This is a genomic window from Martelella sp. HB161492 (assembly GCF_013184775.1).
Classification (GTDB): domain Bacteria; phylum Pseudomonadota; class Alphaproteobacteria; order Rhizobiales; family Rhizobiaceae; genus Martelella.
In genome coordinates this window covers 1-14,560 of sequence record NZ_JAATVV010000006.1, presented here as the reverse complement: position 1 = coordinate 14,560, position 14,560 = coordinate 1, and the positions used below count along the sequence as shown (strand labels likewise).

Sequence of the window (14,560 nt, the reverse complement as noted above, 5' to 3'; positions counted from 1 at the left end):
CCACCCATTCCGCCCGATGCGCCGCAAGGTCTCTCAGTCGTCACGCACCCAGGGCGTACGTGTCCGCCCGATCCGCATGACAAGTGATTTCACCTCCAGGAATTCCTCGAAGCCGTAGCTTCCGATCTCCCTCCCCTGCCCGGATTCCTTCATGCCACCGAAGGTTACTTCGGGGAAGCCGTCCATCCAGCTATTGGTCCAGACGGTTCCCGCCTGAACGCGGCGGCCAAATTCGAGGCAGGTGTGGACATTCTCGCTCCAGACCCCTGCCGAAAGGCCGAAACTGGCATCATTGGCAAGGGTGATGGCTTCGTCAAGGGTACGGAAGGTCAGCACCGAAAGCACCGGACCGAACACTTCCTCGCGGGCGATCGCCATATCAGGCGTGACACCGCGCACAACCGTAGGCAGGTAGAACTGGTCGCCAAGGCCTGGAACGGCCAGACCTTCACCGCCAATGCAGATCTCGGCGCCCTCTTCAATCGCACCGGCGACATAGGCGGCAATCTTCTGCTGATGCGCGCGCGAGACGATTGCGCCGACCTGGGTATCGTCATGCATCGGATTGCCGAAGGCGACCTTGCGCGACAGTTCGACCACGCGGGCGACAAAGGCATCGGCGATATCTTCATGAACGATCAGACGGCTTGATGAATTGCAGCACTGGCCGACGTTGAAATAGATGCCGAAGGTCACCGCATCGGCGGCACTTTCGAGATCCGCATCGGCGAACACGGCCTGCGGGTTCTTGCCGCCGAGTTCCAGCGCCACCTTTTTCAGCGTATCGCCCGCCGTCTTGGTGATCCGCTTGCCGACCGCCGTTGAACCGGTGAAGCTCACCATATCGACATGATTGTGGCTCGAAAGCACGGCCCCCACGGGATCACCGAAACCGAGCACGATATTGCAAACCCCTTCCGGCAGTCCGGCCTCGGCCAGCATCTCAGCCAGCATCGCCGTTGTCGTCGGGGTGATTTCCGAAGGCTTGACCACGCAGGTACAGCCCGCCGCCAGCGCGAAAGGCAGTTTCTGGCTCAGGATCCAGAAGGGGAAATTCCATGGCGTGATGATGGAAACGACGCCGATCGGTTCCTTCAGCACCACATTCAGAATATCAGCGCCGAGCCCGTTGTGACTGTCGCCATGGGTGGTGCGGGCGAGTGCCGCCGCATAGCGCCACAGATCGGCTGCACCGCCGCATTCATTGCGCGACTGGGTGATCGGCTTGCCGCTTTCAAGCGTTTCGAACACGGCCAGCGTCTCGGCATTCTGCTCGATCAGATCCGCAACCCTGAGCAGCACGGCCGCCCGCTCCTTGCCGGAAAGCCGGCTCCAGCGACCGTCATCAAAAGCGCTGCGTGCCGCTGCAATGGCGCGCTCGGCATCCGCTCTGGAACCCTTTGCCGCGCGGCTTACCAGAACGCCATGGGAGGGGGACAGGCGATCGGAGGTCGCGCCGTCGACGCTGTCTTCATGGCTGCCATTGATAAAGTGCCGCGCGGCATAGGGAAGCTGCGGCATGGCGACGGTTTGGTCGGAAATGATGTTGAAATCTTTCATCGCACTCACTCACCTGAAAATTGCGGTTTGCGTTTTTCGCGGAAGGCGGCAACGCCTTCGGCCCGGTCACTGGAGGCGGCGATTGCCGCACTGCCAAGCGCCTCGACCATGGCGCCGCGATCCTCGTTCGCCGCCGCATGGATCATCGATTTGGCGATCTCCTGGGCGCGCGGCGAAAGGGCGACGGCGCGCTCGAGGAGCTTTTGTGCCGCCGCGCGAGGATCATCGGCAACGGCGGCGACATAGCCGGATGCAAGTGCGCGATCGGCCTTGATGCGGTTGCCGAACAGCGCCATTTCCTTGACCATCGGTTCCGGCATCAGCCGCAACAGACGCTGGGTACCGCCCCAGCCGGGCACGATGCCGACACCGGCTTCCGGCAATGCCAGCGCGGCGCCCGTCGCCATGACGCGGATATCGCAGGCCGAGGCCAGTTCCAGCCCGCCGCCAAAGGCATAGCCGTTGATGACCGCCACACTCGGCTTGGAAAGCCGCGCCAGCCGGTCGAAAATCCGGTGGCCGTCACGCACCCAGAAACGGGCAAATTCCGCCGGTTGCAGCCCGCCCCAGCCCTCGATATCGGCGCCGGTGCAAAAGGCACGCTCCCCTGCCCCGGTCAGCATCACTGCGCGGATCGTCGCGTCACGCTCGATCACCTCCAGATGCGCGGCAAGCGCGCCGAGCATCTCTACGGTGAAGGCATTCATCTTGGCCTGATTGTCGAGCCGGAGCTCGGCGACCTGACCGTCGCGGATCAAATGGACCTGGCTCATGCGCCCCATCCCATCTTGTCTCTGGCCAGGAGCGAAAGCGGCATGGTCACGGCATCGGCTGCGATCCTCACCCGGCCGTGGGAGGCGGCGGCGATATCACGTTCGGGGTCGATCCCCGGCATGATTTCGGTTGCCACGAGGCCGTCATCGCCAAGCCGCATGACGCAGCGCTCGGTGACATAGATGACCTCCTGGCCAAGTTCGCGCGCCCTGGCGCCGGAAAAGGTCACATGCTCGACGGCTTCGACCATCTTGGTGAATTTTCCGGGCGCCGCCACATGAATACCGTCATCATCAAGCGCGATCGTCGCACCCGCCTCGAACCAGCCGGAAAAGACCAGCTTCCGCGCGCCGCTGACAATATCGACAAATCCGCCGCAACCCGCCGTCAGATAGGGCTTCTTGCCGAGTTTCGAGACATTGACATTGCCTTCGACATCCACTTCGAGGAAGGACAGGAACGAAACATCGAAGCCACCGCCCTGGAAGAAGATGAACTGCTGCGGCGACGGGACAAAGGCATCGGCATTGGCCGCACAGCCGAAGGCAAAGCCGGTGAGCGGCATGCCGCCGACGGCGCCCTGCTCGATCGCCCAGGTGACCGCCTCGGCATGGCCCTCCTCAAGCAGGATGCGCGGCACCAGAGCGGAAATGCCAAAACCGAGATTGGCGGTCATGCCGGGTTTCAGCTCCATTGCCGCCCGGCGCGCTATGATCTTTTCGACGCCGTGTTCGGCCAGATCGAAATGCGACCATGGCTGCATCACCTGTCCGGAGATCGCCGGATCATAGGGCGTTTCACAGGTCTGTTTCTGATCGGGATCAACAATGATGAGATCGACGAGATGACCGGGCACCCGCACATCATGCGGGCGCAGCGAACCGCGCTTCGTCACCCGTTCCACCTGGGCGATTACCAGTCCGCCGTGATTGCGGACACAGATGGCCTGTTCCAGCCCGCCAAGATAGGCGCCCTCATGCTCATAGGTGAGATTGCCGTGCTCATCAGCGGTTGTTGCCCGCAGGATCGCGACATCCGGGGTCACATTGGGAAAATGCAGCCAGGTATCACCTTCGAAGGTCACCCTTTTGACCACCGGGCTCTCAGCCGCCAGCGCATTCATGGCACAGCCCTGGCGAAGCGGATCGACAAAGGTGCCGAGCCCGACCTTCGTCAGCACACCAGGCCGGCTGGCCGCTGCCTCGCGGTTCATGTCAAAGAGAATGCCGGAAGGGACGTTATAGGCGGCAACACGGTTCTCGACGATCATCTTCCAGATCTCCGGCATCGGCTTGGATGATGGGCCGGACGGATAGGAACCGCCGAGAATACGGCGGAGCAGACCATCTTTGGCGATATGATCGACACCCCTGACACCATACATGTCGCCTGCGGCGATCGGATGGATCGTGGTCAGATCGCGGGGATGGCTCTCGGCATCGAAACGGGCGCCGATCGCAGCAAGCACGGCATCGGGGCAGCCAAGCGCCGAAGACGACGACACCGTCACAATGGCACCGTCATGAATTCGCGCGGCCGCCTTGGCGGCCGTGACAATCTTGTCCATCTGGCTCCTCCCGGTCATGCTGGCATGGTTTGCAGCATCAGTTTTTTTCAAGCCCGAACAGCATCTTCCTCTCTGCTGTTGGAACGTTCCAACCACATAATGGAACGTTCCATTTATTGTCAATAGCCAATTTCACCTTATGGCTGTGATGCGACCGCCTGACACACCACACATGCAGGTCAAGATGATGATTTCACGATCAAAAACCGATCAAGCAGCCATCTGAAATCTGTTTCTTGGGTGCAGGCCAGGCCTTGAAACGCACGTTGCCCCGCTCACCAGCCATTGATCCTGCTCCAGGTCATTCCCGCCTTCGCACCAGTGAGATGGTAGCGGTCATAGGCGGCGCAGGTCATGCAGGCGTGATTGGGCAGGATGCGGACCCTCTTGCCGATCGGCAGCTGCGAGAACAGTGCCGGGTCAGAAACCGGAACCGTTCCGTGTTCCTGATGAACGTTGGCAACGCGGAGATCACCGATCGGCTGAAGCGTTGCACAATCGCAGACGATGCCGTAACCGACATCTGGCATGAAACGATTGGCGCCAATATCCTTGGAAAGCGCCAGTGCTCCGGCATCGATGACCATCGACCCGGCTTGCGGGTTATGGCCGATCACCGTCGCCAGCACGGAAACGGCAATATCGTCCAGCCCGCACATGCCGCGCGAATATTGCGCCAGATCCCAGAACATATAGATGCCGCAGCGCGCTTCGGTGATCCCCTCAAGGCTGCGCGCATGCAGGATGGTCGGCGTTGAGCCGATACTGACAACCGGGCAGGCAAGTCCGGCTGCGCGGATCATCGCGGCACTGTCGACTGCGGCACGGCGCTCGATCTCGGCAATATCGGCAATGGCCTCGATACTGTCGGTGCCATAGGAATGGCCGGCATGGGTCATCACACCGCCAAGCAGCCCCTCACGCGCAGCAAGAGTTGCCGCGATTTCGGCAAGGGCGGGACTGGCTGGCGCAACGCCGCTCCTGTGTTCGCCGCAATCGATCTCGATCAGGCATTGCAGCGCCTCCCTCCCCTCCCCCGCTGCCGCGACAAGCGCTTCGGCCGCCGCCACGCTGTCGGTGGTCAGCAGCAGCCGGGCGCCGGTCTCGCGCTGGATCCGCTTCACATGATCAAGCTTGGCCGGCACGATCGCGACGGCATAGAGAATGTCGTCAAACCCGGCCCGGGCAAAATATTCGGCTTCTTTCAACGTGGACACCGTGATCGGCCCCTTATCGGCGCCAAGCACGGCGCGGGCGACATCGATCGACTTGGCGGTTTTCATATGCGGGCGCAGGCCGACATCGCATGACGCAATGCGCGCCGCCATCCGGGCGGCGTTTTTATTCAGGCGCTGTATATCCAGAACCAGTGCCGGTGTTTCCGTTGCCTCGATCATTAAGCCCTCTCCGATCTGTCGCCACCCATTCCACGGGCGGCCTTGATAGCAGAGCCGACAGAAAAATGCGCGGCAAATGATTTCGCTCAGGCACCGGGGGACGCTCGAACGCCCCGCCTGATCGGTGCCCCCGCGCCATCGAGCGATCGATGCCGAGCTCGCCAAAGCAGCCGTGTCATCGCCATGTCCGGTCCGGCTGTCGGCCCGCCGTCTTCACCGTGGCGATACGATCGCGTCCGGCGCCGGACCGGGCCGATAGATGAAACGCGCCGCCCGATTTCGCCCGCATCACGCCACCCCGATGATTGCCAGCCGTACAAAACGGGTTTATCCGTCGTATTATCAAGCATTTAAGGAAAACGCCGCGACAATGGAACGGGGCATTTCGGGCGCGGGGCAATCGCCAGCGGATCCGCACACACGACCGCCTTGGGACGCGCGAAATATCTGGAGACAGGCGCGAAACGGCGTTAAGGTTTCGTTAACTAAAAATATCTTGTCTACGTCGCGAATCGGTCCATACTAATAACGCTTTTTCGGGGAAGTATTCGGAAAAAGCGTTCTTGGAAAATTAATCGAAGCGACGGCGGCGTTAACGTGACGACACAGTCCATCCTATCCGGCAGCGAGACTGACTTCGCTGATGAAATTCTTGATCAGGGTAAGCTTATTTCCGATAAGCTCAACCTGCTGCGCATTGAGCAGTTTCCGCCGAATGCGCAAAAGGGCCTGCGCCTGTTCGGCATTGCCGAGGTGGCTGATTTCCTTGGCGTCACCCAGAATCATATCAAGAAGCTGCATCTTGAAGGCAAGGGGCCTTCGCCAAGCGTTTCGAACTCGGGACGCCGCTCCTATACGGCGGAACAGATATTGGAGCTGCGTCAGTTTCTCGACAAGAACGGCCGTTCCGAGAAGTTTTATGTGCCGCACCGCCGACCGGGCGATGCCTTGCAGATTGTCTCCGTTGTCAACTTCAAGGGCGGCAGCGGCAAGACCACGACGACCGCGCATCTGGCGCAGTATCTGGCCCTGACCGGCCACCGTGTTCTTGCCATCGATCTCGACCCGCAGGCGTCGCTCACAGCGCTGCACGGCATCCAGCCTGAGCTGGACAATTCGCCATCACTGTTTGAAGCCCTGCGCTATGACGACGAGATCAAGCCGATCAGCGCCGTTATCCGGCCGACCAATTTTCCGGGCCTCGATATCGTTCCGGCCAATCTCGAACTGCAGGAATATGAGTATGAGACGCCGTTGGCCGCGACCGACCGCTCGTCGCAGGAGGGGCGGCTTTTCTTCACCCGGCTGACGCGGGCTCTGAAAGAGGTGGAGGCCGATTACGATGTGGTCGTGATCGATTGCCCGCCGCAACTTGGCTATCTGACGCTGACCGCACTCACGGCTTCGACGTCTGTGCTGATCACCGTACACCCGCAGATGCTCGACATTCTGTCGATGAGCCAGTTCCTGTTGATGCTGGGCGGCATTCTCGATTCGATCCGCAGTGTCGGCGCCAGCGTCAAGCTGAACTGGTTCCGCTATCTGGTGACCCGCTACGAGCCAACCGATGGTCCGCAGGCGCAGATGGTCGGTTTCATGCAGGCGATGTTCGGCAGCCGGATCCTGCAAAATCATATGGTGAAATCGACCGCTGTTTCCGATGCCGGCATCACCAAGCAGACGCTATATGAAGTCGAACGGACGCAGTTTACCCGGACCACGTATGACCGGGCGATGAGCTGCCTGAATGACGTCAATGGCGAGATCGCCGATCTCATTCACAAGGCGTGGGGGCGCAAATGACGTTGTCAGCCGTACAGATGCGTATTTTTTCAAGCCTGTTCAAACGTTTAAGCGCGAAAGGGAAGGGCTGACATGGCACGCAAACATCTCTTGAGCCAGATTGGCAAGCCAGCACAGCCGGCCGCGCCTTCCGCAAGCCCCGCCCCCGAGGTCAAATCCGGTTCTGATGCCGGGCGCGACAGCCGGACGGCCTATGCACTGCGCGGCGCCTCGCGCTCGATGCTGCAGTCGCTTGAAGACATGGCGGAGAATTCGCTGCGCGTTCAGGATGGCGAAGTCATCGTCATGCTTGATCCGAAGGACATTGATCCTTCGCCCTTTATCGACCGCATCGATGAAGATGACGAGGCCTTTTCCGTGCTTGTCGAGGCGATCCGCGAGGCCGGGCAAATTTCGCCGGTCCTCGTGCGCCCCGATCCGAACCATAAGGGCCGTTTCATCCTGGTCTATGGTCACCGCCGCACCCGGGCTGCCAAGGCACTTGGTATCAAGGTTCGGGCGATCATCCGTGATCTCGAAGATCTCGCCCATGTGGTGGCCCAGGGGCAGGAAAACACGGCACGCGCGGATCTGTCCTTTATCGAGAAGGCGCTGTTTGCCGAGCGCCTGCTGCAATCCGGGATCGACAGACAGGCGATCCGACAGGCGCTGAGCATTGATAATGCCATGCTGTCGCGGATGCTTTCCATTGCCGAAGGCATCCCGATCGATATCGTCGAACAGATTGGTGCGGCCAAGGGCATTGGCCGAGACCGCTGGGACGAGCTGAAGCGCCTGCTGCTGCCGCCGGCCAAGCTCGAACAGGCGCGGAGCTTCATCGCTCAAAGCACCTTTCGGGCGCTGGCCTCACCAGATCGCTGTCTTGCCCTTCTTGAAGATCTGAAGCGCAAGGGTCGTAAATCGACGGCCAGAGCCAAGGCCGAGAAAAGCTGGATCCTGGACAACAGCAAGATGAACGTGACGACACGTCAGGCTGGGAATGGGTTCTCATTGTCTCTGAAAGCCGCCGATGCGGAAGCATTCGGCTCCTATCTTTCAGAACAACTCGCCACGCTTTATGCGGATTTTCAACGCCAGCAGGAAAAGGAATAAAGCGCAAAAGAAAAAGGCCCCCGAAACGACGAGCGCCCGGAAGCCGATTTGTAACTAGCACCTACTGATTCGCATTTCCGGACAAAACAGTCAAGAGGCTGAAACGAAGCTTTTCGTTTCAGGACGGATTTCTTTTGCCTAGCGATAGGTGAACCATGGAACATGCGATAGGAACGACGCCCTTTGGGCGGCGAGCGATGACGCTTGGCCAGATGGCAGGGCAGGCGCGGCTGCGAACCGTGCCGAAGGGCGCATCGGTCGATAAATGGAAGGTCTTTCATCTGATCCGGGAGGCGCGGCGACCGCTTGGCGCGACCGACCGTGCGCTTTCGATCCTGAACGCGCTCTTGTCCTTTCACCCGGAAACCAGGCTTGCAGCCGGGGAGGGACTGATTGTCTGGCCCTCGAATGAGCAGCTTTCAGCCCGTGCCAATGGCATGCCGGCAACGACCCTGCGCCGGCATCTTGCCGTGCTGGTCGATTGCGGCCTGATCATCCGTCGCGACAGCCCGAACGGCAAGCGCTATGCCCGCAAGGGCAGGGCAGGGGCGGTGGAGCAGGCTTTCGGCTTTGATCTGACGCCGCTGGTCGCACGGGCCGGGGAGTTTGAAGCCCTGGTCGAGACCGTGCGAGCGGAGAAGAAGGCACTGAAGCTCGCCCGGGAACGGCTGACACTTATCCGCCGCGACATCGTCAAGATGATCGAGACGGGGCTTGCCGAAGACGTTCCCGGTAACTGGCAGCAGATCATGGAGACCTATCAGGCGATCATGTCCCGGCTGCCACGTTCGACAACACTCGACATCATCAAGGCACTCAGCGACACGCTGGAGGATCTCTGGGTCGATATCCATGACCATCTGAATTTATTCATGAAAGACGAGAATATGGTTGCCAATGATCACCATAATGGTGGTCACATACAGAATTCAGAAACAGACTCTCTTTCTGAATCTGAAAATAGCTTTGGAGAAAATCAGGAAGCAGATGCCAGCGCAGAACAACGACCGCCAACACCGGACGGCGCGAAACGGCAGCTGACGCTTGGGCTGTTGCTGAGAGCCTGCCCGGATCTGCTCGATCATGCTGCCGGGGGAGATATCACCACCTGGCGTGACTTTCTTCACGCCGCCGAGATCGTCCGCCCGATGCTCGACATCTCGCCGAGCGCCTGGCAGAAGGCCTGTGTGGTGATGGGCGATATATCAGCAGCGGCAACGCTGGCGGCGATCCTGCAGCGTTCCGATCAGATCAGCAGTCCCGGGGGCTATCTGCGCAATCTCACCCAGCGCGCCGAAGACGGCAAATTCTCGACCTTCCCGATGATCATGGCGCTTATCAACAGCGACGGGGCAGGGGGGGCGGCACGGCCGGACCCGAAGGCACAGATGGCCGCGCTCAGCGTCTCTTCAGCGCTGGCGCGTCGTGTGCAAGACGCATGGCGCAATGGTTGAGATCAACACCAAGCGGCAGCGCCGGCGGGCCGCCGACATGTTCGGCAGCGCGATATCGGGACCGAAAGCCGACGGCACATGGTCATGAGAGACTGTGCGCCAGCAAAATGGCGTCGAGGCCGATCATGCCAGCGCGGGTTCAAGACCCTGAAAGCAGTCCACGCGACAATCAAGATTTCGTCGTCATGCATGCTGAAGACCGAAAGGACTGGCACGTCTCTGCAGACGCAAGTCCTTGCAACTGAGCCAGGAAAAAGGGGGGCTGCTCGGCGTTGTCACTCGAGCGGGGCGATGCGACGCTGGCCTGCCTTTTGTTATCCAGAGCCATGCCAGATCTGGATCCTGGTATCTCTATGCATGGGAATGCAACTATATATTGCAATTATCATGGCCACTATCGTTCTTCACCGTTAGCAAAGGGATCGGCAGTAGGGCGCGCATCGACCGGCGTGTGAAGCCTTCCCAAGAGCGACCCTTTCAGCCGCGTCGCATAACCTGGAAGACGATCAGAATATGACACCCAAACGTCTCGCCTTTCTGGCTTCGGCCATCGTGATCATCGGTGGTGGTGGCTACGGGCTCTGGACGCTGGCGCTTCAGCCGGACCCGCAGCCGCTGGCCACGGCGATAGCCAGCCGCGGCGATATCGAACAGACGGTTCTTGCCACCGGCCAGCTCAAGCCGGCGCATCTTGTTGCCGTCGGCGCCCAGGTTTCCGGCCGTATCACGGCGGTTCATGTCAAGCCTGGCGACACCGTTTCCAAGGGCGACCTCATCGCCGAGATTGATTCCGTCACACAGCAGAACGAGCTGAGGACTGCAGAAGCGACGCTGGCCGACGCCAAAGCTCAGCTTGCCGAAAAGCAGGCGAAGCTGGTGGTCAACCGGCAATCGCTTGACCGCTACCGCGAACTTCTGATGAACAATACCGGCAGGCGTTCCGATGTCGAACAGGCCGAGGCCGACCTCAACGTGACCACGGCCCAGATCGAGGCTGCAGAAGCAGCGATTATCCGGGCCGAAGTCGGCGTTGACACCGCCCGGGCAAATCTCGGCTACACCGAGATCACCGCCCCATCGGACGGTACTGTTCTCGCCATCGTCAGCCAGGAGGGACAGACGGTGAACGCGGCCCAGTCGGCACCAACCATCGTGGTGCTCGGTCAGCTTGGCCAGATGGTGGTGCGCACCGAAATCTCGGAAGCCGACATCACCCGTGTGTCGGCAGGCCTTCCGGTCTATTTCAATGTCATCGGCGATCCCGACCGGATCTACAGGACCACGCTTGATACAATCGAGCCCGCTCCGGAATCGATCCGCCGCGATTCCAGCTTCAGCGGATCGGACGGATCCGACAGCAGTTCGTCGTCGAATACGTCCAATGCGGTATATTACAACGGAATCTTCACCGTTCCCAATCCCGACGGCAGGCTGCGGACCTACATGACGGCCGAGGTTCATATCGTGCTCGGCGCGGCGGAGGACGTGCTGACCATACCGGCTGTCGCACTCGGTGCGGCAGATGACGACGGCTCCTATACCGTACGGGTCATCGACGATGACGGCACGATCCGGCCGGTCAGGGTCACGATCGGCCTGAATGACAAGGTCACGGCCGAGGTCCTGTCGGGCCTGAAGGAAGGCGAACGCGTTGTCACCGAGCTGCCCGTACCGGATGACGGCGACGGACAGCCGGATGGCTGGGTTTCTGCCGGCCCACTCCCGCCGGGAGCCTGAACCTATGAATACGCCTCTGATCAGCCTTTCCGGCATCAGCCGCATCTATGCAGCCGGTGATGAGACGGTTGCAGCGCTGCAGGCCGTCAGCCTCGACATTCATGCGGGAGAGATGGTTGCCATCATCGGCACCTCCGGATCGGGAAAGTCGACGCTGATGAACATTCTCGGCTGCCTCGACAAACCGAGCACCGGCAGCTACCGGGTCGCAGGTCGCGAGGTCTCAAGCCTTGATGGCGGTGAACTCGCCGAACTGCGGCGCGAGCATTTCGGCTTCATCTTCCAGCGATACCATCTCCTGCCCGAGCTCTCGGCCATCGCAAACGTGGAAATGCCCGCCATCTATGCCGGAATGTCAAAGTCATCGCGTCGCGCGCGCGCCGAGGCCCTGCTCGGACGGCTTGGCATGCGCGAACGCGCCAGCCACCGGCCGGGGCAGCTTTCCGGCGGCCAGCAGCAGCGGGTGTCGATCGCGCGTGCGCTGATGAACGGCGCCGAGGTGATCCTGGCCGATGAACCCACTGGCGCGCTCGATACGCGCAGCGGTGAGGACGTGCTCGCCATTCTCGACGAGCTTAACGCCGATGGTCACACCGTCATCATCGTCACGCATGATGCCGGTGTCGCCAGTCGCGCCAGCCGCGTGATCGAGATCGCCGACGGCAGGGTCGTCGCCGACAGGAGCACCCGCGCCGGATCCGCCCGGACCGGAGCATCCGCCGCGCCAAAGGCCCGGACTCAGCACGGCTATAGCCTCATCAGCGCCGCCAATGAAGCCCTGCACATGGCACTCGTTGCCATGTGGTCGCACAAGATGCGCAGCGCCCTGACCATGCTCGGAATCATCATCGGCATCATGTCGGTCGTCAGCGTCGTGGCCATTGGCCGCGGCTCCCAGCAATCCATCCTGTCCGATATTTCGCAACTGGGGACAAATACGCTTGAGGTCTTTGCCGGACACGGCTTCGGTGATGTCAACGCCGACGCGATCACAACGCTGACGGTCGGCGATGCCGAAGCGCTGGCCCGTCAGCCCTACGCTGCCGCCGTCACCCCGACGGATACGCTTCAGCAGACGGTGCGCTACGGTGCCACGGAATCGAGTGCCTTTATCAATGGCGTCGGTGCAAGCTATTTCGCCGCCACCGCGCGGCAGCTCGAGGAAGGCCGGTTCTTCGACCGCGACAGTGTCAGCCGCCGCAGCCAGGATGTTGTCATCGACAGCATCGCCCGTGAAGCACTGTTTCCCGACCGCCGAGAAAGCCCGCTGGGCAAGGTGATCTTTGTCGGCGATGTTCCGCTCCGGGTGATCGGCGTCTTGAAAAAAGGCTCGTCCATCATGGCGCCGAGCGGCATGCTCGAACTCTACATTCCCTTCACCTCGGTTCAGACCCGTTTCACCGGCTCGCAATCCCTGCGCAGCATAATGGTTCAGGTGGATGATGCCTATCCGATGGCCGAGGCCGAGGCGGCATTGAAGCGCTTCCTGATCCAGCGCCACGGCAGCGAGGATTTCAACATCTTCAACACCGACGATATCCGCCAGGCTATTACCTCGACCACCAACATCATGACGCTGCTCGTCGCCGTGATCGCCGTCATTTCGCTTGTGGTGGGGGGCATTGGCGTGATGAACATCATGCTGGTCTCGGTGTCCGAACGGGTTTCGGAAATCGGCGTGCGCATGGCCGTCGGTGCGCGCAACAACGACATCCTCAGGCAATTCCTGATCGAAGCCGCGATTGTCTGCCTTGTCGGCGGACTGCTCGGTATTGGCGGGGCTCTGCTGCTCGGGCTGATCTTTGGCGTTTTCGTGCAGGGTGTCTCGCTGATCTATTCGCCGGCCTCGATTGTTGCCGCGATCGCCTGCTCCAGCCTGATCGGCATCGTGTTCGGCTTCCTGCCGGCCAGAAACGCCTCGAAGCTCGATCCCGTCGCGGCGCTTTCCGGGGCTTAGCGCATCGGCTCGAAAATCGGAATCGATTTTCGAAAAGAACGATGCGTCGATTCGATAAGCTAGAGTGTCCTGGTGCGTCCAAAAGGACGCGCGGCGCTCTAGCCGCGGCCGCATGAAGCGTTCAGTCTGCAGGCTGACGCCGAACTGCGGCAGAGATCAAGTGACCTGACAATGCCTGAGGGCGTGTTCCGGATCCGGCAGCGCGCATCTGTTGGTTCATGACGTAGGTGATTGCTGTGACTGGATGGGCTTTGCGCGCATGACTGGCAAGATCGGGCCTGATATCTCTCGCTTGGTGATTATGTCCGATAATGCAACATTATCGGATGTAAATGAGGATAGATGTGGTGTGCGTTTAAGACCGATTTTTATGGAATTAACCGCTCTTGTCCGTTAACCTCACCGGCAAACGATCCAGTTTTCAGGGGGCGGAGCACTTCTGAGGGAGCTGTCACGTTGTCCGTGGCTTAGCTGTTGCTGGATAAGCAGACGTGATGAGCGCACCGACCATCAGCTATAAGAATCACCGTTTCCCACCGCAGATCATCGCCCGTACCGTGTGGCTGTATTTCCGGTTTCCATTGAGTCTACGGCTGGTGGAAGAAATGCTGCTGGAGCGCGGCATTGTCGTGTCCCACGAAACGATCCGACGCTGGGGCCGCAAATTCGGCGCGGCCTACGCAAAGCAACTGCGCAAAAAGACGCCGTTGCGAACGGATATCTGGCATCTGGACGAGGTGGTAGTGACAATCGGCGGTCGTAAGCACTGGCTTTGGCGAGCCGTCGACCAGGACGGATATGTTCTCGACGAGATCGTGCAGGTGCGTTGCGACACCAAGGCTGCCAAGCGATTGTTGATCAGCCTGCTGAAGAAGCAAGGCCTCGCGCCAAAGAGAATTGTAACCGATAAACTGCGTTCATACGCGGCAGCAAAGCGAGATGTGATGCCGGCCATCGAACATAGATCACACAAGGGCCTGAACAGCCGTGCGGAAAATTCCCATCTGCCGCTGCGAAAACGAGAACGAGTGATGCAGCGCTTTCGATCGGCCGGCGGCCTGCAACGATTTATCTCGGTGTTTTCTGCAGTCAGAAATCATTTCGTCCCGTCGCACCAGAAGCGCTCTGAATAGCCCCGGGTTTTGTAGACACCCTCGGTTTAGATTTTCTGCTGTCGTTCGAAGTCGACGGGCGACAGCATGCCGTTGCGGGCGTGTTT

General features: G+C 60.4%; 9 protein-coding genes and 1 pseudogene. 6 read left to right on the top strand and 4 right to left on the bottom strand.

The features are described from left to right. Positions 1-33: 33 nt before the first annotated feature. The 4 genes from HCK86_RS11205 to HCK86_RS11190 all read right to left on the bottom strand — a co-directional run bounded on the left by HCK86_RS11205 (position 34) and on the right by HCK86_RS11190 (position 5,298). Positions 34-1,560 (bottom strand): aldehyde dehydrogenase family protein, encoded by a 1,527-nt coding sequence (locus tag HCK86_RS11205; RefSeq protein WP_176084567.1) that lies wholly within the window; start codon positions 1,558-1,560, stop codon positions 34-36. A gap of 5 nt (positions 1,561-1,565) precedes the next feature. Further along, positions 1,566-2,333: an enoyl-CoA hydratase/isomerase family protein gene (locus HCK86_RS11200; protein ID WP_176084566.1), complete on the bottom strand. Its 768-nt coding sequence runs from the start codon at positions 2,331-2,333 to the stop codon at positions 1,566-1,568. Next, positions 2,330-3,901, bottom strand: a complete 1,572-nt coding sequence (locus HCK86_RS11195) for a CoA-transferase (RefSeq protein WP_176084565.1) — start codon at positions 3,899-3,901, stop codon at positions 2,330-2,332. The genes HCK86_RS11200 and HCK86_RS11195 overlap by 4 nt, the downstream gene beginning before the upstream one ends. Before the next feature lie 275 nt (positions 3,902-4,176). After that, the gene (locus tag HCK86_RS11190) at positions 4,177-5,298 is read right to left on the bottom strand and encodes an alanine racemase (protein WP_176084564.1); all 1,122 of its coding nucleotides are present in this window, start codon (positions 5,296-5,298) and stop codon (positions 4,177-4,179) included. Positions 5,299-5,895: 597 nt separating this feature from the next. Here HCK86_RS11190 and repA point away from each other — a divergent pair. The 6 genes and pseudogenes from repA to HCK86_RS11160 all read left to right on the top strand — a co-directional run. Next, the gene (gene repA / locus HCK86_RS11185; RefSeq protein WP_176084563.1) at positions 5,896-7,101 is read left to right on the top strand and encodes a plasmid partitioning protein RepA; all 1,206 of its coding nucleotides are present in this window, start codon (positions 5,896-5,898) and stop codon (positions 7,099-7,101) included. A 72-nt stretch (positions 7,102-7,173) separates the two neighbouring features. Continuing rightward, the gene (repB, locus tag HCK86_RS11180; RefSeq protein WP_176084562.1) at positions 7,174-8,193 is read left to right on the top strand and encodes a plasmid partitioning protein RepB; all 1,020 of its coding nucleotides are present in this window, start codon (positions 7,174-7,176) and stop codon (positions 8,191-8,193) included. 155 nt (positions 8,194-8,348) lie between these two features. Further along, positions 8,349-9,647, top strand: a complete 1,299-nt coding sequence (gene repC, locus HCK86_RS11175; protein WP_176084561.1) for a plasmid replication protein RepC — start codon at positions 8,349-8,351, stop codon at positions 9,645-9,647. A gap of 513 nt (positions 9,648-10,160) precedes the next feature. Continuing rightward, the gene (locus tag HCK86_RS11170) at positions 10,161-11,384 is read left to right on the top strand and encodes an efflux RND transporter periplasmic adaptor subunit (protein ID WP_176084560.1); all 1,224 of its coding nucleotides are present in this window, start codon (positions 10,161-10,163) and stop codon (positions 11,382-11,384) included. Between the two features lie 4 nt (positions 11,385-11,388). Further along, the gene (locus HCK86_RS11165) at positions 11,389-13,341 is read left to right on the top strand and encodes a MacB family efflux pump subunit (protein WP_176084559.1); all 1,953 of its coding nucleotides are present in this window, start codon (positions 11,389-11,391) and stop codon (positions 13,339-13,341) included. Between the two features lie 448 nt (positions 13,342-13,789). Further along, a pseudogene (locus HCK86_RS11160) lies at positions 13,790-14,462 on the top strand (IS6 family transposase); the annotation flags it as partial. Between the last annotated feature and the right edge of the window lie 98 nt (positions 14,463-14,560).

Excerpts from the sequence above, each read along its gene's own strand:
- repC (WP_176084561.1), top strand. The coding sequence starts at position 8,349 with ATGGAACATGCGATAGGAACGACGCCCTTTGGGCGGCGAGCGATGACG.
- HCK86_RS11205 (WP_176084567.1), bottom strand. The coding sequence starts at position 1,560 with ATGAAAGATTTCAACATCATTTCCGACCAAACCGTCGCCATGCCGCAG.
- HCK86_RS11195 (WP_176084565.1), bottom strand. The coding sequence starts at position 3,901 with ATGGACAAGATTGTCACGGCCGCCAAGGCGGCCGCGCGAATTCATGAC.
- HCK86_RS11165 (WP_176084559.1), top strand. The coding sequence starts at position 11,389 with ATGAATACGCCTCTGATCAGCCTTTCCGGCATCAGCCGCATCTATGCA.
- HCK86_RS11190 (WP_176084564.1), bottom strand. The coding sequence starts at position 5,298 with ATGATCGAGGCAACGGAAACACCGGCACTGGTTCTGGATATACAGCGC.
- HCK86_RS11200 (WP_176084566.1), bottom strand. The coding sequence starts at position 2,333 with ATGAGCCAGGTCCATTTGATCCGCGACGGTCAGGTCGCCGAGCTCCGG.
- HCK86_RS11170 (WP_176084560.1), top strand. The coding sequence starts at position 10,161 with ATGACACCCAAACGTCTCGCCTTTCTGGCTTCGGCCATCGTGATCATC.
- repB (WP_176084562.1), top strand. The coding sequence starts at position 7,174 with ATGGCACGCAAACATCTCTTGAGCCAGATTGGCAAGCCAGCACAGCCG.